Genomic DNA, 25194 nt, shown 5'->3' on the forward strand with positions numbered 1-25194 from the left:
CACTTTCCTGCCAATATTCCTGCCAACCGGCTCACGTCCCATAAAGTCCGGATAAAACAAAGCCCCGCATAGCGGGGCTTTTGAGACGACGGCTCTGGGCACATACCAGGGACTATTCGTCCAAGAAGCTGCGCAGCACTTCCGAACGGCTCGGGTGGCGCAATTTGCGCAGTGCCTTGGCTTCGATCTGACGAATACGCTCACGGGTGACGTCGAACTGCTTGCCCACTTCCTCAAGGGTATGGTCAGTGTTCATGTCGATCCCGAAACGCATCCGCAGCACCTTGGCTTCGCGGGCGGTCAGACCTGCCAGCACTTCGCGAGTCGCATTGCGCAGGCTTTCGCTGGTCGCGGCATCCGCCGGCAGAGCCAGAGTGGTATCTTCGATGAAGTCGCCCAAGTGAGAGTCTTCATCATCACCGATGGGCGTCTCCATGGAGATGGGCTCCTTGGCGATCTTCAATACCTTGCGGATCTTGTCTTCCGGCATGCCCATGCGCATGGCCAGCTCTTCCGGGTTCGGTTCGCGACCCATCTCCTGCAGCATCTGACGGGAGATACGGTTGAGCTTGTTGATAGTCTCGATCATGTGTACCGGGATACGGATGGTACGGGCTTGATCCGCGATGGAGCGGGTAATGGCCTGACGGATCCACCAGGTAGCGTAAGTCGAAAACTTGTAGCCACGACGGTATTCAAACTTGTCTACCGCCTTCATCAGACCGATGTTGCCTTCCTGGATAAGATCCAGGAATTGCAGACCACGGTTGGTGTACTTCTTGGCGATAGAGATAACCAGACGCAAGTTGGCCTCAACCATCTCTTTCTTCGCACGGCGGGCCTTGGCCTCACCTATGCTCATGCGGCGGTTGATATCCTTGATCTGGGCGATGGAGAGACCAGTCTCCTCTTCGATCTGCTGCAGCTTGCCGATGGAACGCAGCACGTCTTCATCCATCTCGACCAGACGGGGAGACCAGGCTTTGCCAGCCTGTTTCTGGTATTCAAACCAAGCCGTTTCACACTCGTTGTTGGTGAAGGCCGCGACGAAGGTTTTCTTCGGCATCTTGGCCTGCTCAACGCAGAGTTTCATGATGATGCGTTCCTGGACACGGACCCGCTCCATCATCCCACGCATGTTGTTGACCAGACGATCGAACTGCTTGGGCATCAGGCGGAATTGACGGAATACGTCGGCCAGCAAAGCAATCGCGGCCTGGGTATCTTCGTGCGCGCGGCCATTCTTCTGAATGGAGAGGCGCGTTACCTCATACTGGGCACGCAGCTCACCAAACTTCTCGCGAGCGACTTCCGGATCCGGACCACCGTCACCGTCGTCGTCCGAGCTTTCGCCGTCGTCGTCTTCATCTTCGTCTTCATCTTCATCTTCGTCGGCCAGATCGGCTTCGCCGAGTTCAGAACCAATGTGAGTCGCGGTCGGCGCGACGTCATCGGTTTCGTTAGGATCGATGAAACCCGAGATGATGTCGGACAGGCGCAGCTGTTCTGCTTCGTATTTATCATACTGCTCAAGCAGATAGGTAATCGCTTCCGGGTACTCGGCAACGGAGCTTTGCACCTGGTTGATACCGTCTTCGATCCGCTTGGCGATGTCGATTTCGCCTTCGCGGGTCAGCAGTTCGACGGTACCCATTTCCCGCATATACATGCGGACGGGATCGGTCGTACGACCAATCTCAGATTCAACAGATGCCAGTGCCTGGGCAGCTGCTTCGGCAGCGTCCTCATCGGCGGTACCACCTTCAGCCATGATAAGGTCATCAGCATCCGGGGCGTTTTCAACCACCTGAATACCCATATCGTTGATCATCTGGATGATGTCTTCGATCTGGTCAGAGTCGACAATGTCTTGCGGGAGGTGATCGTTCACCTCGGCATAGGTCAGGTAGCCCTGTTCTTTACCTTTGGCAACGAGGAGTTTAAGCTGAGACTGCGGGGTTTGCTCCATAGAACTCATCCGGTTGGTGATGCTAGGTTGCGCGTACAGTGCGCTGCTGCGCAAATAGCCAATTCTAATAGAAAACCGCCAGACATGCTATGTCTGGTTGCGGCGTCGGTCATGAGAAACCCCTGCCCGCAGTATTGTCGGGGCCAGGCGGTTATAAAATTTTTGCTTTTAATCCCGTCGATTCGGGCAACGGTATTCATATTGGGACTAATCACTCAGATATCAAGCCCCACTCTCATTTCTTTTCTCAATCTGTACCTCTCTGATCAGCATCATCAGCTCTTGCGTTTCCTCAGAGCTTAACCCTTCCTGAGCCACCTTGGCCTGCAATTCTTCAATTCGTTGCTTCAGAAACTGGTTGATGAAACCGACAAAGGTATCCTGCAGTTCTCCCAGAATATCCGGCTCCTGGTTGAGCTTGATCTCTTCAAACAAGTCGTGCATCGCCAGCTGGGCGAGGATCTCGCCCTCTTTGGTACCGCGCCAGTGCTCCAGCAAGATGCCCGTGGTGATCCCGGGCTGCGCCAGGATCTGCTGATGCAGCTGCAGCAAGAACTTGATTCCTTGTACCCGCAGCCCGGCCAGCTCAGGCATAGCCGGCAGCTCGGCCGTCACCGCTGGGTACTGGATCATCAGAGCCAGTGCCCGGCGCAGCGGCGTCAGCTTGGCAGCCTTGGGTTTGGTAAGCTCGGCCTTGGGCTGGCTATTGCGGGCGAACAGTTCGGCGATGCGCTGCTTGTTCTCACCCCAGCGCATCATGCTGGAGAGACGGGTGATCAGCCCCTCACGAGTAAACCCTTCCGGTACCCGGCGGATCAACTCGGCAGCCTTATTGGCCACCTCGAACTTGCCCGCCTCACCGGACAGTGCCGCATCCCGCCCCAGACGCTCAAACATGAAGTCGGCGAAAGGCTGGGCCTGGTCCAGCAGGGCTTCAAAGCCCTCCTTGCCAATCTGGCGGACCAGCGAATCTGGATCCTCGCCATCAGGCAGGAACACGAACTTGAGTTCACGCCCATCCTGCAGATGGGAAAGAGCATTATCCAGCGCCCGCCAGGCTGCTTCACGACCGGCGTTGTCACCGTCGTAGCAGCAGACCACCTCGGCGGTAGTGCGAAACAGGGTGTGGATATGGTCGCTGGTGGTGGCGGTACCCAGCGCCGCCACCGCATAGTCGATGTCGTACTGACCAAGCGCCACCACGTCCATGTAGCCCTCCACCACCAGGATCCGGCGAGGATCCTTGTGTGCCTGCTTCACCTCGTAGAGACCGAACAGCTCCCGCCCTTTATGGAAGATGGGGGTCTCTGGCGAGTTCAGGTACTTGGGCGTGCCATCGCCGAGCACCCGGCCACCGAAACCGATTACCCGGCCACGCTTGTCGCGGATCGGGAACATGATGCGATCACGAAAGCGATCATAGCTGCCCGGGCCATTGTCACGGGTGATCAGCATGCCGCCCGAGATAAGCAACTGCTCGTGATCCCGGCTGCCGCCGAAGCGGCGGCGCACCTGATCCCAATCACTGGGGGCGTAGCCGATATTGAATCGTTTGACCACTTCACCGGTCAGACCGCGCCCTTTGAGGTACTCCACCGCATGGGGAGCGCTCTTGAGATTACTCTCGTAGAAGCGGGCGATCTGGTTCATCAGCTCGAACAGATCCTTACTGACGGCCGGTTGGCTATTGGCCGAGCTACCAAAGCTCTGTTCGCGAGGCACCTGCATGCCCTGCATGTTGGCAAGCTCTTCAATGGCATCGGGAAATTCGAGACCGTCGTACTCCATGACAAAACCGATGGCGTTGCCGTGGGCGCCACAACCGAAGCAGTGGTAGAACTGTTTCTCCTGGCTGACGGTAAAAGAGGGACTTTTTTCGTTATGAAAAGGGCAGCAAGCCTGGTAGTTTTTACCGGCTTTTTTCAGCCGCACTCGCGAGTCGATCAGCTCGACTATGTCTGTGCGTACGAGCAGATCATCGATAAAGGATTGTGGGATCCTGCCTGCCATAACCGTCCTGTTTCATTGCGGAGAAAATAAAAAAGCCGCGCATTCCCAGGGAAGCACGGCTTCTTCGACCAAACAAGAGAGTTGCCTGTTACGCCAAGCGGGTTTTCACCTGAGCACTGACGGCGCCCACATCGGCACGTCCCTGAATTTTCGGCTTCAAGACAGCCATGACCTTGCCCATATCAGCCATGACGGCAGCACCACTTTCAGTGATGGCTTGCTCAATCAGTGCGGCAATTTCGTCTGCGGTCAGCTGTTGTGGCAGGAATTCCTGCAGCACAACGATCTCTGCGGACTCTTTGTCGGCGAGATCCTGGCGACCGGCAGCTTCAAATTGGCTGATGGAATCGCGGCGCTGTTTGACCATTTTGATCACGACAGCGAGGATATCCTCATCATTGAGCTCGATACGGGAATCAACTTCACGCAGCTTGATTTCTGCCATCAACAAACGGATCGTCCCCAGGCGAGCCTTATCTCTGGCAAGCATGGCGAGTTTTTGCTGATCCTTGAGTTGATCCTTCAGAGACACGGCATTATCTCCCGATTAGTACAGGCGGATACGACGTGCGTTTTCGCGAGACAGCTTCTTGGCGTGACGCTTTACAGCAGACGCTTTGGCGCGCTTACGAATGGTAGTCGGCTTCTCGTAGAACTCACGGCTACGAACTTCAGACAGGATACCGGCCTTTTCGCAAGAACGCTTGAAGCGACGCAGAGCAACGTCAAACGGCTCATTTTCACGGACTTTGATTACTGGCATGTGCCTTTCACCTCAGTGATATATTGTTAGCTGACCATCAGTCGATCAGCATGTCTTAAAATGGTGCGAAATTATACTCTGGACAGGGAATGAAAGTAAACCCGCAGAGATCGCTCTGGTTTAAAAAACCCGCGAAGGTTACCATAGCCGTCTCATTTTAGCAGTGAAATTTTTTAGCAATGCGTGTATTGGGCATAGAGACATCCTGTGACGAAACAGGGATCGCGATCTTCGACGATCAAAAAGGGATCCTTTCCCATCAGTTATACAGCCAGGTCAAGCTGCATGCGGACTACGGTGGCGTCGTCCCCGAACTCGCCAGCCGGGATCATGTCCGCAAGACGATCCCGTTGATCCAGGCCGCATTGCAAGAGGCGGGACTGGGCAAAGATGATATTGATGGCATCGCGTATACCGCGGGCCCGGGTCTGGTTGGCGCCATTCTGGTAGGGGCGACCATAGGCCGCTCGCTGGCGATGGCGTGGAACAAACCTGCCATCGCCGTGCATCATATGGAAGGCCACCTGCTGGCCCCCATGCTGGAAGAGAGAGCGCCCGAGTTCCCCTTCGTGGCGCTGCTGGTCTCCGGTGGTCACTCCATGCTGGTGCGGGTCGACGGTATCGGCAGCTATCAGCTGCTGGGCGAATCCATCGATGATGCCGCCGGTGAGGCGTTTGACAAGACCGCCAAGCTGATGGGGCTGGATTATCCGGGCGGTCCCCTGCTCTCCCGTCTGGCCGAGAAGGGCACCACCGGACGTTTCCACTTCCCCCGTCCCATGACTGACCGTCCGGGGCTCGATATGAGCTTCTCCGGTCTCAAGACCTTTGCTGCCAACACCATTGCCGCCAACGGTGACGATGAGCAGACCCGTGCCGATATCGCCCGTGCGTTTGAAGATGCGGTGGTCGATACCTTGGCCATCAAGTGCCGTCGCGCCTTGAAAGAGACCGGCCTCACGCGCCTAGTGGTGGCCGGTGGTGTCAGTGCCAACCGTCACCTGCGTGCCCAACTGGCCGAGCTCATGGAGAGTCTCAAGGGTGAGGTGTTCTATCCACGCACCGAATATTGCACCGATAATGGCGCCATGATCGCCTATGCCGGTATGCAGCGTCTGAAAGCGGGCGTGTTCGAGCCGCTGGCGGTCAAGGCCGTACCACGCTGGCCGCTGGACACCCTGGATCCGGTGTGATCCTGCAGATCCGGCTGCAATGAAAAAGGGGCTGAAGGCCCCTTTTTGGTTGCAGTCAGCAGCGCATAGGCGCCCTGATTGGTACTCGCTAGTTGGTCCGAAACAGCGCCTCGATGGAGAGCCCCTGCCCCATCAGGATCTCCCGCAGGCGACGCAGTCCTTCCACCTGGATCTGGCGTACCCGCTCCCTGGTCAAGCCGATCTCGGACCCCACGTCTTCCAACGTGGCCGGTTCATAACCGAGCAGGCCAAAACGACGAGCCAGCACCTCACGCTGCTTGGGATTTAGCTCCTCCAGCCAGTGCACAATGCTGGCACGCATATCGTCATCCTGCGACTCCAGCTCGGGCCCCATACCACGTTCATCAGAGAGCACATCCAGCAGCGCCTTGTCGCGATCTCCGCCTATTGGGGTATCCACGGAGGTGATCTTCTCGTTAAGCTTGAGCATGCGATTCACGTCGTCTACCGAGCGATCCAGCGCAAAGGCGATGTCCTCTGCGGTTGGTTCATGATCGAGGCGATGAGAGAGTTCACGAGCAGTACGCAGATAGACGTTCAGCTCCTTGACCACATGGATGGGCAGACGGATGGTGCGAGTCTGGTTCATGATGGCCCGCTCTATGGTCTGGCGGATCCACCAGGTAGCATAGGTGGAGAAACGGAAGCCGCGCTCGGGGTCGAACTTCTCGACTGCGCGAATAAGACCGAGGTTGCCCTCTTCAATAAGATCCAGCAGCACCAGGCCGCGGTTGTTGTAGCGACGGGCGATTTTAACCACCAGTCGCAGGTTTGATTCGATCATGCGCTTGCGGGCGGCTTTATCACCTCGCAAGGCACGACGGGCGTAATAGACCTCCTCTTCGGCAGTGAGGAGGGGGGAGAAGCCAATCTCCCCCAGGTAGAGCTGGGTGGCATCCATCACCTTGTTCAGTTCCGGTGCCATCAGTTCATCGGAGATGGTCTCTTCCACCTCGGCGACGACCTCGCCCAACTCTTCTACTTCATGGGACTCGGATTCGGCGTCAAACTCTAACTCTGCATCCTGCATAACCAGTTGTTCTTGGCTCATGGCGTGTCTCCCTGACCTGAACCAGAGTAAGACTTAACTCTCTGGGGTTAACGCTTTGGCAAATGGCTCATCGGGTTTATCGATTTGCCTCGATACCGGATTTCAAAGTGCAATCGCACATCCGGTGCGTCCGTGCTACCCATCTTGGCAATGACTTCTCCGCCCTTGACGCTATCCCCTTCCCTAACCCGCAACTCATCATTGTGAGCGTAGGCAGAGAGGTAGTCGTCATCATGCTTGAGGATAATCAGCTTGCCATAACCCCTTAGTGCGCTACCCGCATAGACGACCTTGCCGCCACTCGCTGCGTAGACGGGTTGCCCCTTCTGACCAGCGATATCTATGCCCTTGTTTCCCTGTTCTGCAACGGAGAAACCCTCGACGATCCGGCCTTGTGTCGGCCAGTGCCAAGATAGCTTCGACTGAGGCTTATTGTCTGTTTTTTGTTCTTTGATCTGAGCGTATTCTTTTGAAGATGGCTGAGCAATCGTTTTCTGTTTGATAAATGGGGTGGTCGTACCTGATGGCGCTGTCGCAAGGGGTTTGGGGCCGGTACTTTGTGGCGTGACCGGACGGGTCGCGGCGACCATCTGGCTACCTCCCGTGCTGGCAGACTGCACATTCAGCACCTGGCCAACCTGGAGTGCATAGGGTGCCTGCAGGCTGTTACTCTGTGCCAGCGTCTGATTCGACATGCCAAACTGACGGCCTATGCTGCTCAGAGTATCCCCAGGGCGAACCTGATAGGTGCCGGCACTGCGTGCAACCGTCTGGCTGCCGGCGGACGAATCGAACCGGATCTGTTGTCCCGGATAGATGTTATAGGGAGGGCTGATGCCGTTGAGGCTGGCAAGAGACGGTACATCATTGCCCGAGTTGAAGGCGATGGAGTAGAGGGTATCCCCTTTTTTCACCGTGTAGCTGTTGCCCTGAATGGCCGGCTGAGCTGTCCCCTGACGAGTCGGTACGGTCGAGACAAGGCGATCATTGCCCAATCCCTGTACCGGAGCAGCAGTCTTGCTGGAAGAGCAAGCGAGCAGCAGCCATGACAACACGACGATACTGCTTCCTTGCCAAACACGCGAACGCATAGTGGATCCTTAACGACTAAACCAGAAATAGGCCACAACGGCCAAACAAATACAGAGCCAGCCCAGCACATCCACATAGTGCATCAGCTTGCGCTCCATCTTCTCACCGCCCCAGCGCATCAGGCCCGCGACCAAAAAGAAGCGCATGCCACGACCGATCAACGAGGTCACGATGAAGGGCAATAGCGCCATTTGCAACAGGCCTGCCGTGACGGTAAACACCTTGTAGGGGATCGGCGTGAAGCTGGCAATAAAAATCACCCAGATGCCCCACTGCTCGAACCACTGCCGGGCCAGGCTAATCTTCTCTTCATATCCCACCGAGGTAACCAGCGGCTGCACCACTGGCTCCCACAGGGCATAACCGAGTGCATAGCCAAACAGCGCCCCCAATACGGAGAAGATCGTCGCCAGTGCGGCGTAGTGCCACGCCTTGTGCGGCCTGGCCAGCGCCATGGGCGCCAGCATCACGTCCACCGGGATCGGCCAGAACACCGACTCGGCAAAGGCGGTGATCGCCAGATAATAAGGGGCATACTTGTGGCGGGCCCACTGCATCACCAGCACGTACAAACGAGAAAACAAGGTCACTCAACATCTCCGTCGATCAGGGGAACAAACCTTACCGGCTCCAGGATCTTGCTGGTCAGCTGGGAGCCGGATCGCTCGATCAGCTGCAACATCTGCTGGCTGTCCCCCACCGGCAGTACCAGACGGCCGCCATCGGCCAGTTGATCGGTCAGGGCGGTGGGCACTTCGCTGGCCGCCGCCGTCACCAGGATCGCATCAAACGGCCCCTTGTTGGGCCAGCCCAGCCAGCCGTTGCCGTGCTTGGCGGAAACATTGTGCAGATCGAGCTGCCGCAACCGGCGTCTGGCCTGAAACTGCAGCGACTTGATCCGCTCCACTGTGTAGACATGCTCCACCAGATGCGCCAACACCGCCGTCTGATAACCGGAACCAGTACCAATCTCCAGCACATGGGCAGGAGCATTCTGGATCAGCAACTCGGTCATCCGCGCCACCATATAAGGCTGGGAGATGGTTTGACCGTGGCCGATGGGCAACGCCGTGTTGTCCCAAGCCTTGTGGGCCATGGCTTCATCCACAAACAGCTGGCGCGGCACTTTCGCAATCGCCGCGAGTACGCGGAAATCACGAATGTCCTGCGCGATCAGCTGGTTTAACAGGCGCTGTACTATCACACCTTCATCCCTGCAGGTCTAACCAAGCCCCCAGACCCGCCAGACTGCTGTAAGCAGTCATATCGATGGTCAGGGGGGTGATCGAGACGTAGCCCTGCTCGATGGCGGCAAAATCCGTGCCTTCTCCCGCATCCTGCTGACTGCCGGGGGGGCCTATCCAGTAGATGGGCTGACCACGGGGATCCTCGGTACGGATCACCGACTCCGCCCGATGACGGTTGCCAAGACGAGTCACTCTGATCCCCTTGATCTGCTCGAGGGGCAAGTCCGGCACGTTGACGTTGAGGATCTGATCGGCGGGCAGCGGGTGCACCATCATGCCCTTCACCAGTAGGGCCGCATAGTGGGCCGCGCTGGCGAAGTGGGTCTTGCCTACCAGCGAGATGGCCAGCGAGGGAAAGCCGAGGTGACGCCCTTCGGTAGCCGCCGCGACCGTGCCAGAGTAGATGACATCATCCCCCAGGTTGGCACCGTGGTTGATGCCCGCCACCACCATGTCGGGTTCAGGGCGCACCAGTTCGTTGACCGCCAGATGCACGCAGTCAGTCGGCGTTCCCTTCACCGCATAGCTCTCGATCCCATTAAAGCCGGTTTCGCTGAGACGAGTAACCCGCAGCGGCACCTCCAGCGTCAGGGAGTGACTCGCGCCGCTGCGGTTGCGATCCGGCGCGACAACGATGACCTCGCCGCAGGCCGTCAACGCATCGCTGAGGGCACGGATCCCCTCGGCATGCACCCCATCGTCATTACTGACCAGAATTCGCATCGGACTGATTCCTGAAACCATGATCGGCCTCTTCGGCCTGCATTAATTCGCGTACCACACTGGTGGCAAAGGCGCCGGCCGGCAGGAAGAACGACAGGGTCAACGCCTCGTCGTCCAGCTGCCAGCTCATCTGCCCCGGCTTGAGCAGGAGCGGACGACGGTCCTGCTCCAGGCCAGCCTTCTCCAGGCCGTCGCACCAGTCGCGGTAAGGCACCAGCACGGCCTGCTCGAACTCGGCGGCCGCCCCCTGGCTCGCCAGCCGGCCACGACCCCATTGGGGGGCGGTCAGCTGCACATCACCGGAGGCGAGACGGGCCTCGAGCTCAGGGGTCAGCAGCTCTTCGCTGAAGATGGAGTGGCTGCCCTTGAGCATCACGCAATCACCGGCCAGCAGCTGGTGAGCCAGCCCCTGTTCGATGCGGGCGCTGACAATGGCATTGAACAGCATGCTGCGGGCGGCAGAGAGGTAGAGGGAGCGCTTGTTGCGATCATGGATCCGCTTGCCGGCAAACATCGCCTTGGCCGCTTCCAGGTTGTTGCCACCACGGCCAAAACGCTGCTCACCGTAATAGTTCGGCACCCCCTGGCTGGCGATAGCCTGTAGGCGTGACGCCAGTCCCTCGGCCTGTTCCAGCCCGGTCAGACGCAGGGTGAAGTGGTTGCCCTTGAGGTAACCAACCCGCAATTTGCGGTTATGGCGCCTGGCTTGCAAGATCTGGATGCTATCGCTCTGGATGACCGAGAGGTCCGGCTCACTCTTGCCTGGCAGGTGAATGCCAAACCACTGCTCGGTCACGGCGTGGCGATCCTTGAGGCCAGCCCAGGTCACTGCGTTGCGATTGACCCCGGCCGCATCGGCCAGCAGGCCCGCCACCCAGGCGGTGTTTTCGCCGGTTTTACGCACCCGCACGAAAATGTGTTCACCCTCGCCACAGGGCTCGAAGCCAAGATCCTCAACCACCACGAAATCACTGGCCTCGGCCTTGAGAATGCCACGGGCGGTGGGCGCCCCGTGCAGATAACTGAGTTGTTCCAACATTATTGTTTCACCAGTAAGACGACGGCTTCGGTGGCGATCCCTTCCTTGCGCCCCGTAAACCCGAGTTGTTCTGTGGTAGTCGCCTTGACATTCACACGGTGCAAATCACACATCAGGTCGGCGGCCAGCACGGCGCACATGGCGTCGATATGGGGTGCCATCTTGGGGGCCTGGGCTATGATGGTCACGTCCAGATTGCCGATGACATAGCCTGCCTTTTTTACTCGGGCAAATACGTCCCGTAGCAGGATCCGGCTGTCGATCCCCTTGAATTGCGCGGCGGTATCGGGAAAGTGGCGGCCTATATCACCGGCACCGATGGCGCCCAGCAGGGCATCGCTCACCGCGTGCAGCACCACATCGCCGTCGGAGTGGGCCAGCAGGCCCTGTTCGTACGGCACAGCGACGCCACCCAGCATGCAGGGGCCCAGCCCACCAAATTTGTGTACATCAAAACCATGACCAATGCGCATCATCAGCGGCAACCTCCCAACATGCTGAAACCAACCCCATCAATTTTGTGTACGTCCACACCATGTCCAATCCGGATCATGCTAACTCCTTGTTCGGGCCTGTTTGTTCGAGACAGTCTGTTCTGACTGAGGAGCTTATGCCTGCTGGCTTAAAAACAGCCCCGCCAGGGACAGATCCTCCGGCCGGGTCACCTTGATATTGTCGGCACGCCCTTCCACCATGCGCACGGTGAAACCGGCACGCTCCATGGCAGAGGCCTCGTCGGTCATGATGGCCCCCAAGGCCAGCCCCTCCTCCAGCGCCCGCAGCAGGGTGCGGCTGGGGAACATCTGCGGCGTCAGGGCATGCCAGAGCTGCTCGCGATCGACGGTGCCGAGTATGTTGCCCATGGCGTCTGAACGCTTCATGGTGTCGCGCACCCGGCTACCCAGAATGGCGCCACCACACGGGATGGCGGTGGCGATGAGCCGGTCAAGGTCGCCGTGGGTCAGACAGGGACGGGCGGCATCGTGCACCAGCACCCACTCCCCCTCTGCCAAGTGCAGCGCATTGAGAACGGAAAAGGCGCGCTCGGCGCCCCCCTCTACCCGCAGGACACGCGGGTCTGTCGCAACGGGCAGGGCATCAAACCAGCGATCGTGAGGTGCCAGCGCCACTATCACCTGGGTGATAGCCGGGTGAGACAGCAGGGCGCCGAGGGTATGCTCGAGAATGGTCTGTCCCGCCAGTTGCAGATACTGTTTCGGACAATCGGCGCCCATCCGGCTGCCAATCCCGGCGGCGGGGACTATGGCGGTCAGCCCGGTCTGGCGATCAGTCATCGTAGGCTGCATCTCCCGCGCTGGAGCCCTTGTCCTTATCCTTATCCTTGGGGATGATCCGGTAGAAGGTCTCGCTCTGCTTGATGTAGCCAAGATCGTTACGCGACAGCTCCTCTATGGCTTCAAGACCCGAGGTCAGATCGTCAATCTCGCGATAAATCAGGTCGTTGCGGTCCTTGAGTACCAGATTGTCCTGCTGCTGCCGGGAGATGGCGTCGGACAATTCGTGATAATCGGACAGGCCATTCTTCCCCAGCCAGAGGTCATATTGAAGCCCTCCCAACAGGAAGAGCAGGATAAGAGTGAGTAGCCGCATGCACTGAGTCTCCTTCAAGCGGCCTAGTTTCCCATATTCGCAGGCAAGACAAAAGGAAGCCAGTGTCCCGGATGGGCAGGGCCGGAATAAAAAATGCAGAAACGGCGCCCGGCGATGACGGAAACGAAAAAGCCCCGCCATATTGGCGGGGCCTTGAGCAGATTAAAGGCGGGCTGAAATTAAGCCTGGCCTTTCACTTCTTTCAGACCGTTGAACGGAGCTTTGGCACCCAGAGCTTCTTCGATACGGATCAGCTGGTTGTACTTGGCAACACGGTCAGAACGGCTCATGGAACCGGTCTTGATTTGGCCTGCAGCGGTACCAACAGCCAGGTCGGCGATGGTCGCGTCTTCGGTCTCACCGGAACGGTGGGAGATGACGGCAGTGTAGCCAGCGTCTTTGGCCATCTTGATGGCAGCCAGGGTTTCGGTCAGGGAACCGATCTGGTTGAACTTGATCAGGATGGAGTTGGCGATGCCGTTGTCGATGCCGCGCTTCAGGATCTTGGTGTTGGTTACGAACAGGTCGTCACCCACGATCTGGATTTTCTTACCCAGCTCTTTGGTCTGGTAAGCGAAACCGTCCCAGTCAGATTCGTCCAGGCCATCTTCGATGGAGACGATCGGGAACTTGGTGGTCAGGTCAGCCAGGTAGTCGGAGAACTCGTTGGAGGTGAAGATACGACCTTCGCCCTTCAGGTTGTACTCTTTCTTCTCGGCATCGTAGAACTCGGAAGCAGCGCAGTCCATGGCCAGGGTGATGTCTTTACCCAGTACATAGCCAGCAGCGGCAACGGCTTCAGCGATCACTTCCAGCGCTTCGGCGTTGGATTTCAGGTTGGGAGCGAAACCACCTTCGTCACCCACAGCAGTGTTGTAGCCCTTGGACTTCAGCACTTTGGCCAGGTTGTGGAACACTTCGGCACCCATGCGAACGGCTTCTTTCAGGGTCTTGGCGCCAACCGGCTGGATCATGAACTCCTGGATGTCGACGTTGTTGTCGGCGTGCTCACCACCGTTGATGATGTTCATCATCGGCAGCGGCATGGAGTAAACACCGGCGGTGCCGTTCAGCTCGGCGATGTGAGCGTACAGCGGCAGGCCTTTGGCAGCGGCGGCGGCTTTGGCGTTGGCCAGGGAAACAGCCAGGATGGCGTTAGCGCCAAACTTGGATTTGTTCTCGGTGCCGTCGAGGTCGATCATGATCTGGTCGATAGCGGCCTGGTCCTTGGCATCTTTACCCAGCAGAGCTTGAGCGATCGGGCCGTTGACGGCGGCGAGGGCTTTCAGAACGCCTTTACCCAGGAAACGGCTCTTGTCGCCGTCACGCAGTTCCAGCGCTTCGCGGGAACCGGTGGACGCGCCAGACGGCGCGGCTGCCATACCAACAAAACCACCTTCCAGGTGAACTTCGGCCTCAACGGTCGGGTTACCACGGGAGTCGATGATTTCACGACCGATCACTTTAACGATCTTGGACATGTGTATTTCCTCAGGTTTCGTAAAAAAACAACAAAAATATGCCAAAAAAAGCGGCTGTGGCACAGAGCCTCAACCGCATTTATTTTAAATTACTTCAGATTACGCTTCTGATACTCGCCTGCCGCCTTCACAAAACCGGCGAACAGGGCGTGGCCATCACGGGGAGTCGAGGTGAACTCCGGGTGGAACTGCGCCGCCACGAACCAGGGGTGATCCGGGATCTCGATGATTTCCACCAGTTTCTTGTCGGCGGAGAGGCCGGTCACTTTCAGACCTGCCGCTTCAATCTGCGGCAGCAGCTTGTTGTTCACTTCGTAACGATGACGGTGACGCTCGTAAATGGTAGGGCTGCCGTACATCTGACGCACCTTGGAATCGTCGACCAGGTGGCAGAGCTGGGAGCCCAGACGCATGGTGCCGCCCAGATCGGACTTCTCGGTACGAGTCTCGACGTTGCCTTCGTCATCCACCCACTCGGTGATGAGACCGACGACCGGATAGGCGCAATCTTTCTTGAATTCGGAGGAGTGAGCCCCTGTCATGCCCGCCACGTTGCGTGCAAATTCGATCATGGCAACCTGCATGCCGAGGCAAATACCCAGATAAGGGATCTTGTTCTCACGGGCATACTGGGCCGCCTGGATCTTGCCTTCCACGCCGCGCTCACCGAATCCACCTGGTACCAGGATCGCATCCAGGCCTTCCAGCAGCTCGGCGCCACGGGTCTCGATGTCCTGGGAGTCGATGTACTTGATGGTGACGGAGAGACGGGTCTTGAGACCACCGTGCTTGAGCGCCTCGTTGACGGACTTGTAGGCATCCGGCAGGGAGACATACTTGCCGACCATACCGATGGTCACTTCCGCAGTCGGGTTGGCCTCTTCGAAGACCACCTGCTCCCACTCGGACAGGTCAGCCTCCTTGCACTCCAGACCGAAACGCTCGGTGAAATAGGAGTCCAGATTCTGGGACTTGAGCAGAGCCGGGATCTTGTAGATGGAGTCGACGTCTTTCATGGAGATGACGGCGCGCTCGGGCACGTTGCAGAACAGGGCAATCTTGGCACGCTCATTGGCCGGAATGGCGCGGTCGGAGCGGCAGATCAGCACATCCGGCTGGATACCGATAGAGAGCAGCTCTTTCACGGAATGCTGGGTCGGCTTGGTCTTCACTTCACCGGCAGCGGCCAGGTAAGGCACCAGGGTCAGGTGCATGAACATGGCGCTGTTGCGACCCACTTCGGCAGCCAGCTGACGAATGGCCTCAAGGAACGGCAGGGACTCGATATCGCCCACGGTACCGCCCACTTCGACGATGGCCACCTGATGACCTTCGGCACCGGCAATCACCCGCTCCTTGATGGCGTTAGTGATGTGCGGGATGACCTGAATGGTGGCACCAAGATAGTCGCCACGGCGCTCTTTGCGCAGCACGTCGGCGTAGATGCGACCAGTGGTAAAGTTGTTGCGGCGAGTCATCTTGGTGCGGATGAAACGCTCATAGTGGCCCAGATCCAGATCGGTTTCGGCCCCGTCCTCGGTTACGAACACTTCACCGTGCTGGGTCGGGCTCATGGTGCCCGGATCCACGTTGATATAGGGGTCCAGTTTCATGATGGTCACATCCAGACCACGGGCTTCCAGAATGGCTGCCAGAGAAGCTGCGGCAATGCCTTTGCCGAGGGATGAAACAACGCCACCAGTTACAAAAATATATTTTGTCGTCATGCTGAACCTGAAAGAAGTTTAGGGAATTTAAGGGGTGCTTCGGGGATGAAGCAGGACGGGGAAACAGTATACCAAAACCCCCTCTCCCAAACAATGAACAAAAATCTATCAGGCTCCCCGCCCCCTCATCTTGCGCCAAATCAACTTTGTTCGGTTTCCTTGGCCTTGTCCCAGGCTGCGTCCAGCTTTTCCAGTGAACAATCGGTCATTTTCAGCCCTTCCGCGGCGATAAACTGCTCAACCTGACGAAAGCGACGTTCGAACTTGGTATTGGCACCCCGCAACACCTGCTCCGGATCCTTGCCAAGATGCCGTACCAGGTTGACGGTAGCAAACAAGAGATCGCCGAGCTCATCGCTCACCCGCGCTTCGTCCACATCAGCCATCAGCGCCTCTTCCATTACCTCGTCGATCTCTTCGTGGATCTTGTCTACCACAGGTCCCAGCGTCTTCCAGTCGAAACCAACCGTGGCACAGCGCTTCTGGATCTTGGCCGAACGGGTAAGGGCTGGCAGCGAGAGCGGTATGTCATCCAGCACACTCTGCTGATCCAGCGCAGCCCGCTCTTTGGCCTTTTCGGCCTCCCAGTTCACCTTCACCGCCTGCTCGTCACCGAGATCTGCATCGGAAAACACATGGGGGTGGCGGCGAATGAGCTTTTCGCTCACCGCATCCACGATATCGGCGAAATCGAACAGCCCCTGCTCCTTGCCCAGCTGGGCGTAAAACACCACCTGGAACAGCAAATCGCCGAGCTCCCCCTTCAATCCCTGCCAATCACTGGTTTCGATGGCATCGGCGACCTCATAGGCCTCTTCCAGGGTGTGCGGCACTATGGTCTGAAAGCTCTGCTTGAGATCCCAGGGGCAACCCCGTTGCGGGTCACGCAGGCGAGACATGATATCGAGCAGTTGGGGCAGGTCGTAACGTGGGGGCATGGGATGATTCGCTTTTTGATTCGTACCACAGGGGGAAAACAGTGACCGACCTAGCGGTCGGTCACGGGTTGGTTCTTGATGACAATCAGAGGCGCTTGGCGCTGATCACGTCATTGAGCTGGCTGAGCTTGGCCAACGCCCGGTTGAAGGCGTTGATGTTGTAGATCTCCAGCTCCATGTCGATCTCGGCAGTCTGCTCGCGCACGTTGGAGCGCGAACGCACTCCCATTACGTTTATCTTCTCGTTGGCCAGCACTGTGGTGATGTCTCGCAGCAGACCCGAGCGATCGTTGGAGAGAATGCGGATGGTGAGGCCATAACCACCGGAGTAATTCTCCCCCCATACGGCGTCGATCAACCGCTCCGGGTTACGACGAGAGAGCTCCTTGAGCTGCTCGCAATCATCCCTGTGGATAGACACCCCGCGCCCCATGGTGATGAACCCCTGAATGGTGTCACCGGGGATAGGCTGGCAGCAGCGGGCGATATGGGTCATCAGATTGCCGACCCCTTCCACGACTATGTGATCCTTGGGCTTGGGCCGGAACGGGGTATTGGCCTTCTGCTCCAGTTTTTCCAGCACACGGCGATCTTCTTCCTCCGCCGTCAGCTTGTTGTAACGGGTGTCCAGATAGTTGAGCAACTGGTTGATGCGGATATCGCCGCTGCCGATACCGGCCAGCAGGTCTTCCAGCTCCTCGGCGTGGAAACGCTCAAGAACCACCTTGTCCACCTTGGAGAGGGTCAGGTTATGCCTGTCCAGCTCCTTCTCCAGCAGTTCCTTGCCGGCGGCTATGTTTTTGTCCCGATCCAGCTTTCTGAACCAGGTGGCCACCTTGGCCCGCGCCCGGCTGGAGCGCAGGAAACCCGAGTTGGGGTTCATCCAGTCGCGGCTCGGGTTCGGCTCCTTCTGGGTGATCACCTCCACCTGGTCGCCGGTCTGCAGCGCATAGGTGAACGGCACTATGCGCCCATCAATCTTGGCGCCGATGCAGCGGTGGCCGATCATGCTGTGCACGTGATAGGCGAAGTCGAGCGGGGTGGCCCCCGCCGGCAGATCAATGACATCCCCTTTCGGGGTAAACACATAGACCCTGTCTTCGAACACCTGACTGCGCAGATCCTCGAGCAGGGAGCCGCTTTCGGAGAGATCCTCCTGCCAGGCGAGCAGCTTGCGCAGCCACTCGATCTTGTCTTCAAAGTTGTTGGCCTTGTTGGCGGCCTGAGCCCCTTCCTTGTAACGCCAGTGAGCAGCCACGCCAAGCTCGGCATCCTGATGCATCTGGTCGGTACGGATCTGGATCTCTACCGTCTTGCCCTCGGGCCCCACCACGACAGTGTGGATGGACTGGTAACCATTGGGTTTCGGGTTGGCGACATAATCGTCAAACTCGCGGGGAATATGGTGGAAATGGGTATGGACTATGCCGAGCGCCGCGTAGCAATCCTGCAGCCGCTTGGTCACCACCCTCACCGCACGCACGTCGAACAACTCGTTGAATTCGAGGTGCTTCTTCTGCATCTTGCGCCAGATGCTGTAGATGTGTTTCGGGCGGCCATACACTTCCGCCTCCACCCCGGCCTCTTTGAGCCCGTCGCGCAGGGACTGCACGAACTCGCGGATGTAGCGCTCCCGATCGAGGCGCTTCTCGTCGAGCTGTTTGGCAATCTGCTTGTAGGTATCCGGGTGCAGGTAACGGAAGGCGAGATCTTCCAGCTCCCATTTGAGCTGACCAATGCCGAGCCGGTTGGCAAGCGGCGCATAGATGTTGGTGATCTCCTGGGCCATCAGCACCCGGGTCTCTTCATCCGCCTTCTTGGCTTCCCGCAGACAGGCGATACGCTCCGCCAGCTTGATGACCACGGCGCGCACATCCTCGACCATGGCGAGCAGCATGCGCCGCACGTTGTCGACCTGCTCCGGCGAAGTCTCGCTGCGGTGCAAGGTCTGCAGGGAGCGGATGGCCTCCATCTCCAGCACCCCTTCCACCAGCTTGGCGATCTTGGGGCCGAAGTCTTCGTCCATCCGCTCCTGGCTGATGAGGCCGGCTTCGACGAAGGGGTAGATGATGGCAGCCTTGAGAGTGCCGAGATCCATGCTGAGCATCAGCAGAATGCCCGCCATCTCGACACCACGCACCAGCAGACGGTTGGTGAGCGCCTCGTCACCAAGCGTCAGACAATACTGATAGACGGTTCGCAACTGATCCTTGTCACTGTCACTCAGGGTGAGCGAGCTGACCCACTCTTCCAGGGTGAAGTTGTCTTTCAAATGAATATCGCGAACCGCAACCATGGTATCAATCCTTTAAATTATTGGGCCGAAAGCTGCCGCTTCCTCCCCCTCACCTGATGAGACTGCCTCAGATGGGGATATCTGGAGAACTTTTCAAGGCATATTGTCAATAAAGACAATAGAGTTCTCCAACAGGCCCAGCCGATTTACGAGGGGCTAGATTACCCCAATCACTCAGGCTCCAACAGCCTAACGGACTCCGGATATACCGGATTAAAAGAACATATCCGCCCCCCAACACGTCAGACCAAGGGGTAGGATGACTGAGTTCCTTCACCCTTGGTTAGGCCGTGAATGACCTCGTTTACTCCCGCTCAAACAGGGCCATGGACTCCAGGTGACCCGTGTGGGGGAACATGTCGAGCATCCCCAGACGCACCAGTCGGTAGCCCCCTTTCACCAGCACCCGACTGTCACGGGCCAGGGTGACCGGGTTACAGGAAACGTAGACCACTCGCTTGGGTGAAAGTTTCACGACGTGACCCATCACCTCCAGCGCACCGGGGCGGGCTGGATCCAGCAATACCAGATCGAACCCTTCCCGTGCCCAGGACATGCCGACTATGTCACCGCTCAAGTCCGCCTTGTAGAAACGGGCGTTGTCGATGCCGTTGCGACGGGCGTTCTCCTCGGCGCGGGCCACCATGGCCAGATCCCCTTCCACTCCCACTACTTCGCGGGCCTGACGGGCCAGTGGCAGGGTGAAGTTGCCGATGCCGCAGAACAGATCCAGCACCTTGTCATCCTTGCTTGCCCCGAGCCATGCCAACGCCTGGGTCACCATGCGCTGGTTGATGGGGCCATTGACCTGAATGAAGTCACCGGGAGCAAATGCAAGAGACAGGCCATCAAGTGAGTAGGATGGCTGGAATACGTGGTGCAACGGCTCGATGCGTTCATCGGCAGCCTGCAGATAGAGGTCTATCCCCTGTGCCTTCGCAAACGCCACCAGCAGGGCGAGATCCGCCTCGTTGGGGCGACCCGTATGGCGCAGCAGCATCATGATCCCCTGCTCGGCCTGAATGAGTTCGGCATGGCCCAGCTCACGCTGGCTCTTGAGGCGATTGAGGCACTCGCGCAGCGGCGCTATGAGCGTAGAGAGCGGCTCGGCCAGCACGGGACACCCCTCAATCTCCACCAGGTCATTGGATTGGCGACGACGAAAACCGACCCGGGTGCAGCGGCCATTCTTGTCAAACTTGATGGCCAGCCGGCAGACCCGGCGGTAGGCACGAGACTCCCCTGTCAACACGGGCTCCAGCACTGGCGCCTTGATCTGCCCCAATCGCTCGAACAGGCTGACCAGCCCGGCCTCTTTGGTGGCCTGCTGATCCGCCTCGCCAAGATGCTGGGCATTGCAACCGCCACACTCGCGGTAGTGGCCGCAGAAGGGGGCGATGCGATTGGCGGCCGGGGTCACTACCTGTTGCAAAGCGGCATGGGCATACTGCTTCTTGTCTTCGAGGATGCGGGCCTTGACCTGCTCACCGGGCAGCCCCCCTTCGATGAAGATCGCCTTGCCCTGATGACGGCCGATACCGACGCAGTGGTGATCCAGGCTGTCTACCGTAAATTCAATACGTTGGGGCTGGGTGGATTTCTTTTGGGGTTTGAAAAACTGGGCCATAAAACTTGGTGCCTATAGGTGGCTATGTCATGATTGTGGAATCTGCAGCAGGCTATTGTCCCACAAGAATAATAGTATGACCAAATCCGGCCTGCGGGCCCGCCCACTGTCGTGTACCCTCTTGCCCACCCTGCTCATCGGGGGATCATTCCCATGACCAAGTACGGCCTTCGAGCCCGTGTGCTGGCCTTTACCATATTGCCGACCCTGATCATTGGCGGCCTGATGGCCGGTTATTTTACCTTCCACCGCTACCAACAGCTGGAAAACAACCTGATCGATCAGGGCATCAACATCATAGAGCCGCTGGCCATTGCCAGTGAATACGGCATGACCCAGCACAGCCGGGAATCGCTCAAGCGGCTGATTGGCCTGACCCACCGCAAAAACTCACCGTTCATCAAGTCCATCGCCGTCTTCACCCAGGACAACCAGCTGTTCGTGACGTCCAACTATCACAGGGACTTCACCCGGCTGCGGCTGCCCGATGGCAGCAAGATCCCCGAGCTGACCAGCGTCACCCTGTACGGTGACGACATCATATTGCGCACCCCGATCCAGGCCGAGACCAGCATGGATGGCTTCCCGCTGCCCAGCGATGTGGAACCGCCCATGATCGGCTATATCTCCATGCAGATGACCACCGACAGGGCCATGATACTGCAGTATCGCGATACCTTCTTTGCGGTGATCGTGGTGCTCATCGGGGTCGCCTTCAGCACCCTGTTTGGCTTTAGGCTGGTCAAGAGCGTGACCCAGCCCATCACCGACATGGTGCAAGCGGTGCACAAGATCAGGGAGGGGCGACTCGACACCCGGGTCAGCGGCCAGCTCACCGGCGAGCTGGACATGCTGAAAAACGGCATCAACGCCATGGCCAAGGCGCTCTCGGAATATCACGAGGAGATGCAGCAGAACATCGATCAGGCGACCTCGGATCTGCGGGAGACACTTGAACAAATAGAGATCCAGAACGTCGAGCTCGACATGGCGAAGAAACGGGCGCAGGAGGCGGCGCGGGTCAAGTCCGAGTTCCTGGCCAACATGTCCCACGAGCTGCGTACCCCGCTCAACGGCGTCATCGGCTTCACCCGCCAGCTGCTCAAGACGCCGCTGACCCCGAGCCAGACCGACTACATGCAGACCATAGAAAAGTCGGCCCGCAACCTGCTCGGCATCATCAACGACATTCTCGACTTCTCCAAACTGGAGGCGGGTAAGCTGCAGCTGGAACATATCCCGTTCAGCCTGCGCGACACCCTCAACGAGACCATGCACCTGCTCGGTCCCAGCGCCCACGACAAACAACTCGAACTCTCCCTGCAGGTGGATGCCGAGGTGCCGGACTACCTCACCGGCGACCCCATGCGCCTGCAGCAGGTGCTGACCAACCTCACCGGCAACGCCATCAAGTTCACCGAGCGCGGCAACGTGGACGTGCGCATCGAGCAGACCGGGTCCAGCAACGGCAACAAGGTGCGGCTCAACGTGCTGATCCGCGATACCGGCATCGGTATCTCGGAAGAGCAGCAACGCCAGCTGTTTCAGGCCTTCAACCAGGCCGACTCCTCCATCTCGCGTCGCTATGGCGGCACTGGCCTGGGTCTGGTCATCACCCAGAAGCTGGTGCAGCAGATGGGGGGGCAGATCCGTTTCGAATCCGAGTTTGGCAAAGGCTCCGTCTTCTCCTTCAGCCTGGACATCGACGTATCTCCCCTACCCCAGACCGACAAGCTGCCGCTGGATCGTATCCAGGGCAAACGGGTCTGGCTGCTGGAGCCGGACCCCTTCAGCCACTCCTCCCTCTGCGCCCTGCTGGCGGAGTGGCAGCTGGATGTGCAGTCGCTCGCCATCGACACCATCTGGCCCGAAATGAGCAACCAGGACATGGTGATCATCGGCAGCAGCACACTGCACACCCCACAGCAGGTGATCGCCCGCCTCGACGGGCTGGACGGCCAGCAGAACACCATAGTGCTGCTCAGCAGCCACGAGCCCTCACTCTATGACGCCATGCTGGCCCATGGCGCCCAGCACTGCCTCTCCAAACCCACGAACCACCGCAAGCTGCTGCACGCCCTGCTCTCCCCCGAGCCAGCCAAAAGCGCGCCGCTGCCTGCCCCCACCCCGCGCAGCGTGCAGGCGATCAAGGTGCTGGCGGTGGACGACAATGCGGCCAACCTCAAGCTGATCGCCGCCATGCTCAAGGAGATGGTGAGCCAGGTGGTGGTCTGCAAGAATGGCAAGGAAGCAGTCAGACTGGCCCAGAACCAGCCATTCGATATCATCTTCATGGATATACAGATGCCGATCATGGATGGCATCAGCGCCACCCAGGCGATCCGCAGCCAGTCCCTCAATACCGAGACGCCGATCGTGGCGGTGACCGCCCACGCCATTCCCGGCGAGCGGGAAAGGTTGATCAGGCAAGGGATGGATGACTATCTGGCCAAGCCCATCGACGAGAGCATGCTGGCCCAGCTCATCACCGACTTCGCCCATCGTCGCCACCAGAACCACGCAGACCAGCAGATAGACTGGCCCCTGGCGGTGCGCCAGGCCGCCGGCAAGCCGGATCTCGCCAAAGAGATGCTGACCATGCTGATGGCCAGTTTCGACGAGGTGGATCCCGTGCTGGAGGCAGCCCTTAACGGTCAGGTGGAGGATGCCGAGGTGCTGGCCCAGCTGCATCGCCTCAACGGTGGCTGCGCCTATTCCGGGGTGCCTGGTCTGCAACGGCTGCTCTCCCAGCTGGAGCAGCAGCTACGCGACGGAGTGCCGGTCAGCGAGCTGGAACCCGAATTGCTGGAATTGCAGGATGCGATGGAGCAGGTGCGCCAGGAGGCGCCAGACTACCTCGCCTGAATGAGCGGGATGCAGGGCGGCTCGCCATTGGCAGCAACCCCTAGCCCCCTTCTCCTGCCAGGGCCAACCCCGCTTTTTCTGACGCGGGGCGCGCCAGATGATAAAGTTGCGCCGTTTCTACAGGAGTCAACATGACCAACAACGATATTCTGCGCCGTCTGCGCTACGCCCTCACCATCAGTAACGATCAGATGGTCGAGATGTTTGCCAAAGGCAACCTGACGGTCACTCACGCCCAGCTGCACAGCTGGCTGATGAAAGAAGCGGCTGAAGGGGAAGAGCAAGAAGCAGGCTATGTCGCCTGTCCCGATGCGGCCCTGAGCCAATTCCTCGACGGCTTCATCATAGCGCGCCGCGGTGTGCGGGAAGATGCCCCGGCCCAGGTGATCCCGAACCGGATCAACAACAACATGATACTGCGCAAGCTGCGCATCGGCCTCAACTACAAGGAAGAGGACATGCTCGGCACCCTCAAGCTCGCCGACTTCAACCTCTCCAAGTCCGAACTGAGTGCCCTTTTCCGCGCCAAGGATCACAAGCACTACCAGGATTGCGGGGATCAGATCCTGCGCAACTTCCTCATCGGCCTCACCGCCAAGTACCGCGCCTGAGTCATGGGCCAGCGTATCCGCTCACTGTCAGCCCGCCTCTCGCTGGCCAGTGAGCGACGCTGGCCGTCGTGCCTTCTCAAGCCGAGCCCGAACAGGGCCATGTGGCTGCAGCTATGGTCACTCTGCCTCATACTGCTGCTGAGCGCCTGCCAGCCTGCCCCCTATCAGCTCTCTTCCCGTTATCCCAGCGCCAGCCAGAATGAACGCATCGCCTTCCTGATCCTGCACTACACGGATGAGGACGACGCCCACTCCCTGCGCCTGCTGACCGAGGCGGCCCATCAGGTGAGCGCCCACTACCTGATCCCCCGCGACACGGATCAGACGCCGCTGCCCGTCTACCAGCTGGTGCCCGACAGCCAGCGCGCCTGGCATGCGGGTCGCAGTCGCTGGCACCAGTATGCGGGGCTCAACGCCAGCTCCCTCGGCATCGAAATCGTCAACCTGGGCTATCCGCCGGAAGATGAGCTGCTACCCGCCCACCTGCGGCGCTGGCAGCCTTACACCCAGGCGCAGATCGCCGCCATCGGCGCCCTGACTCAGAAGCTGGTGCAACGCTACCGGATACCGCCAACCCAGGTGCTGGCCCACAGCGATGTTGCCCCCGAGCGCAAGCAGGATCCCGGCCCCCACTTCCCCTGGCGCGAGCTCGCCCTGCACTACGGGGTCGGCGCCTGGCCCGACGAGGCCAGAGTCACGGCCCTGCGCCAACAACCGGCCCCCGCCTGGAATGCCCTCACCTGGCAGCAGCAACTCGCCCGTTACGGCTATGGGGTCGCCCCAAGCGGCGCCTGGGATGAACAGAGCCGCGCCACCCTGCGCGCCTTCCAGCTCCATTTCCGTCCCGCCCTGGTCAGCGGCGAGCCCGACGAGCAGAGCCAGGCCATCCTCACCGCCCTGCTGGAACGTTACTTCCCCGAGCCTGGCTGA

General features: G+C 59.0%; 22 protein-coding genes. 4 read left to right on the forward strand and 18 right to left on the reverse strand.

Annotation, left to right across the window (positions count from 1 at the left end; all coding sequences use genetic code 11):
• Window positions 1–112 precede the first annotated feature (112 nt).
• The 4 genes from rpoD to rpsU form a co-directional block, all read right to left on the reverse strand.
• On the reverse strand, window positions 113–1978 hold the full coding sequence (rpoD, locus tag WJM78_RS19215; protein WP_084204523.1) for an RNA polymerase sigma factor RpoD: 1866 nt from the start codon (window positions 1976–1978) through the stop codon (window positions 113–115).
• A 213-nt stretch (window positions 1979–2191) separates the two neighbouring features.
• On the reverse strand, window positions 2192–3979 hold the full coding sequence (gene dnaG, locus WJM78_RS19220; RefSeq protein ID WP_339011087.1) for a DNA primase: 1788 nt from the start codon (window positions 3977–3979) through the stop codon (window positions 2192–2194).
• 88 nt (window positions 3980–4067) lie between these two features.
• Complete coding sequence (locus WJM78_RS19225; RefSeq protein ID WP_275929743.1) at window positions 4068–4511, reverse strand: GatB/YqeY domain-containing protein; 444 nt, start codon at window positions 4509–4511, stop codon at window positions 4068–4070.
• A 15-nt stretch (window positions 4512–4526) separates the two neighbouring features.
• Window positions 4527–4742 (reverse strand): 30S ribosomal protein S21, encoded by a 216-nt coding sequence (gene rpsU, locus WJM78_RS19230; protein ID WP_005309452.1) that lies wholly within the window; start codon window positions 4740–4742, stop codon window positions 4527–4529.
• A 179-nt stretch (window positions 4743–4921) separates the two neighbouring features.
• Between rpsU and tsaD the strand changes: the two genes are divergently transcribed.
• Complete coding sequence (gene tsaD, locus WJM78_RS19235; protein WP_043826335.1) at window positions 4922–5935, forward strand: tRNA (adenosine(37)-N6)-threonylcarbamoyltransferase complex transferase subunit TsaD; 1014 nt, start codon at window positions 4922–4924, stop codon at window positions 5933–5935.
• Between the two features lie 88 nt (window positions 5936–6023).
• Here tsaD and rpoS read toward each other — a convergent pair whose 3' ends face one another.
• The 14 genes from rpoS to rlmD form a co-directional block, all read right to left on the reverse strand.
• Window positions 6024–7007, reverse strand: a complete 984-nt coding sequence (gene rpoS / locus WJM78_RS19240; RefSeq protein WP_042033754.1) for an RNA polymerase sigma factor RpoS — start codon at window positions 7005–7007, stop codon at window positions 6024–6026.
• Window positions 7008–7054: 47 nt separating this feature from the next.
• Window positions 7055–8098: a peptidoglycan DD-metalloendopeptidase family protein gene (locus WJM78_RS19245; RefSeq protein WP_042033755.1), complete on the reverse strand. Its 1044-nt coding sequence runs from the start codon at window positions 8096–8098 to the stop codon at window positions 7055–7057.
• Window positions 8099–8107: 9 nt separating this feature from the next.
• The gene (locus tag WJM78_RS19250) at window positions 8108–8689 is read right to left on the reverse strand and encodes a YqaA family protein (RefSeq protein WP_042033756.1); all 582 of its coding nucleotides are present in this window, start codon (window positions 8687–8689) and stop codon (window positions 8108–8110) included.
• Window positions 8686–9303 carry a protein-L-isoaspartate(D-aspartate) O-methyltransferase gene (locus tag WJM78_RS19255; RefSeq protein ID WP_108537344.1) on the reverse strand — a complete coding sequence of 206 codons (618 nt, stop codon included), beginning with the start codon at window positions 9301–9303 and terminating at the stop codon, window positions 8686–8688. Before WJM78_RS19255 ends, WJM78_RS19250 begins: the two co-directional genes overlap by 4 nt.
• A 4-nt stretch (window positions 9304–9307) precedes the next feature.
• Window positions 9308–10069, reverse strand: a complete 762-nt coding sequence (surE, locus tag WJM78_RS19260; protein ID WP_108537345.1) for a 5'/3'-nucleotidase SurE — start codon at window positions 10067–10069, stop codon at window positions 9308–9310.
• Window positions 10050–11108: a tRNA pseudouridine(13) synthase TruD gene (gene truD / locus WJM78_RS19265; protein WP_339011097.1), complete on the reverse strand. Its 1059-nt coding sequence runs from the start codon at window positions 11106–11108 to the stop codon at window positions 10050–10052. The genes surE and truD overlap by 20 nt, the downstream gene beginning before the upstream one ends.
• Window positions 11108–11584, reverse strand: a complete 477-nt coding sequence (ispF, locus tag WJM78_RS19270) for a 2-C-methyl-D-erythritol 2,4-cyclodiphosphate synthase (protein ID WP_042033760.1) — start codon at window positions 11582–11584, stop codon at window positions 11108–11110. The genes truD and ispF overlap by 1 nt, the downstream gene beginning before the upstream one ends.
• A gap of 132 nt (window positions 11585–11716) precedes the next feature.
• A complete protein-coding gene (ispD, locus tag WJM78_RS19275; RefSeq protein ID WP_108537346.1) occupies window positions 11717–12403 on the reverse strand; it encodes a 2-C-methyl-D-erythritol 4-phosphate cytidylyltransferase in 687 nt (228 codons plus the stop codon).
• Window positions 12396–12719 carry a cell division protein FtsB gene (gene ftsB / locus WJM78_RS19280; protein WP_108537347.1) on the reverse strand — a complete coding sequence of 108 codons (324 nt, stop codon included), beginning with the start codon at window positions 12717–12719 and terminating at the stop codon, window positions 12396–12398. The genes ispD and ftsB overlap by 8 nt, the downstream gene beginning before the upstream one ends.
• 179 nt (window positions 12720–12898) lie before the next feature.
• On the reverse strand, window positions 12899–14200 hold the full coding sequence (gene eno / locus WJM78_RS19285) for a phosphopyruvate hydratase (RefSeq protein ID WP_042033763.1): 1302 nt from the start codon (window positions 14198–14200) through the stop codon (window positions 12899–12901).
• Window positions 14201–14289: 89 nt separating this feature from the next.
• Complete coding sequence (pyrG, locus tag WJM78_RS19290) at window positions 14290–15927, reverse strand: glutamine hydrolyzing CTP synthase (protein WP_042033764.1); 1638 nt, start codon at window positions 15925–15927, stop codon at window positions 14290–14292.
• 140 nt (window positions 15928–16067) lie between these two features.
• A complete protein-coding gene (mazG, locus tag WJM78_RS19295; RefSeq protein ID WP_339011104.1) occupies window positions 16068–16865 on the reverse strand; it encodes a nucleoside triphosphate pyrophosphohydrolase in 798 nt (265 codons plus the stop codon).
• A gap of 85 nt (window positions 16866–16950) precedes the next feature.
• Complete coding sequence (gene relA / locus WJM78_RS19300; protein WP_042033766.1) at window positions 16951–19161, reverse strand: GTP diphosphokinase; 2211 nt, start codon at window positions 19159–19161, stop codon at window positions 16951–16953.
• 304 nt (window positions 19162–19465) lie between these two features.
• The gene (gene rlmD, locus WJM78_RS19305) at window positions 19466–20788 is read right to left on the reverse strand and encodes a 23S rRNA (uracil(1939)-C(5))-methyltransferase RlmD (protein ID WP_339011106.1); all 1323 of its coding nucleotides are present in this window, start codon (window positions 20786–20788) and stop codon (window positions 19466–19468) included.
• A gap of 153 nt (window positions 20789–20941) precedes the next feature.
• Here rlmD and barA point away from each other — a divergent pair, with 153 nt between their 5' ends.
• The 3 genes from barA to WJM78_RS19320 all read left to right on the forward strand — a co-directional run bounded on the left by barA (window position 20942) and on the right by WJM78_RS19320 (window position 25194).
• Window positions 20942–23653, forward strand: coding sequence for a two-component sensor histidine kinase BarA (gene barA / locus WJM78_RS19310; protein WP_339011108.1), 2712 nt, complete (start codon window positions 20942–20944; stop codon window positions 23651–23653).
• 131 nt (window positions 23654–23784) lie between these two features.
• Window positions 23785–24264, forward strand: coding sequence for a DUF1456 family protein (locus tag WJM78_RS19315; protein ID WP_042033769.1), 480 nt, complete (start codon window positions 23785–23787; stop codon window positions 24262–24264).
• Window positions 24265–24363: 99 nt separating this feature from the next.
• Window positions 24364–25194 carry an N-acetylmuramoyl-L-alanine amidase gene (locus WJM78_RS19320; RefSeq protein ID WP_422388455.1) on the forward strand — a complete coding sequence of 277 codons (831 nt, stop codon included), beginning with the start codon at window positions 24364–24366 and terminating at the stop codon, window positions 25192–25194.

The sequence above is a fragment of the Aeromonas popoffii genome (genome assembly GCF_037818705.1).
Classification (GTDB): Bacteria; Pseudomonadota; Gammaproteobacteria; order Enterobacterales; family Aeromonadaceae; genus Aeromonas; species Aeromonas popoffii.